The 710-nt window shown below is 42.1% G+C and carries 1 protein-coding gene and 1 pseudogene; both read left to right on the top strand.

Translation table 11 applies throughout. From position 1 onward, the window contains the following. A pseudogene (locus R7040_RS26535) lies at positions 1–274 on the top strand (protein CapI); the annotation flags it as partial. A gap of 53 nt (positions 275–327) precedes the next feature. Beyond that, the coding region (locus R7040_RS26530; protein ID WP_318097591.1) for a glycosyltransferase family 2 protein at positions 328–710 on the top strand (383 nt) is incomplete at its 3' end.

Here is a 710-nt window from a genome sequence, read left to right as displayed (position 1 = left end):
AAATAGTACTCCAGTGGATAGTTCTGCTCCTTATTCTATTTACAATATTGGTTATGGTTCACCGATTTGTTTGATGGATTTTATCAAAGCAATAGAAAATGAACTCAGAATAGAAGCAAAGAAAAATTATCGAGAGATGCAGCCAGGAGATGTATACCAAACCTATGCTGATACAACAGCTTTCTATCAAGCCACTGGTTATCGGCCGTCAGTTTCCGTAGAAGAAGGTATTGCCGAGTTTGTCGCTTGGTACCGGAATTTTTATAACAAGTAAAAGATTTGTCATTCAGAACTTTCAAGGTCGAGAGTTCACATAAGGTTAGAGCTATGTTACCGAGTATATCAGTCGTTATTCCTGCAAAAAATGAACAAGGAAATATTGGGAAGTTAGTGAAAGAAATTCATGCCAGTTTAGAAGCATACCCTAACGTCGAAATTGTCATTACGGACGACGGTAGTACCGATGATACGGTGCAAGAGGCACTTGAAGCTGCTAAAGGATGTGGGTGTGACCTGCAAGTGGTTAGTCACGAACAGAGTTGCGGTCAAAGCACAGCAGTGTTAACTGCCGTCAAACATGCAAAAGGCGAGTGGATCGTTACCTCCGATGCTGATGGACAGAACGATCCGTCGGATATGCCTAAGATGCTTGAGCTTGCTGCTAAAGTCAGCAATCCGAACTTTTGCATCGCGGGTTATCGAGCGAAAAG

This window comes from Vibrio sp. 1069, from assembly GCF_033340555.1.
This window is presented reverse-complemented; position numbering and strand designations above follow the sequence as displayed.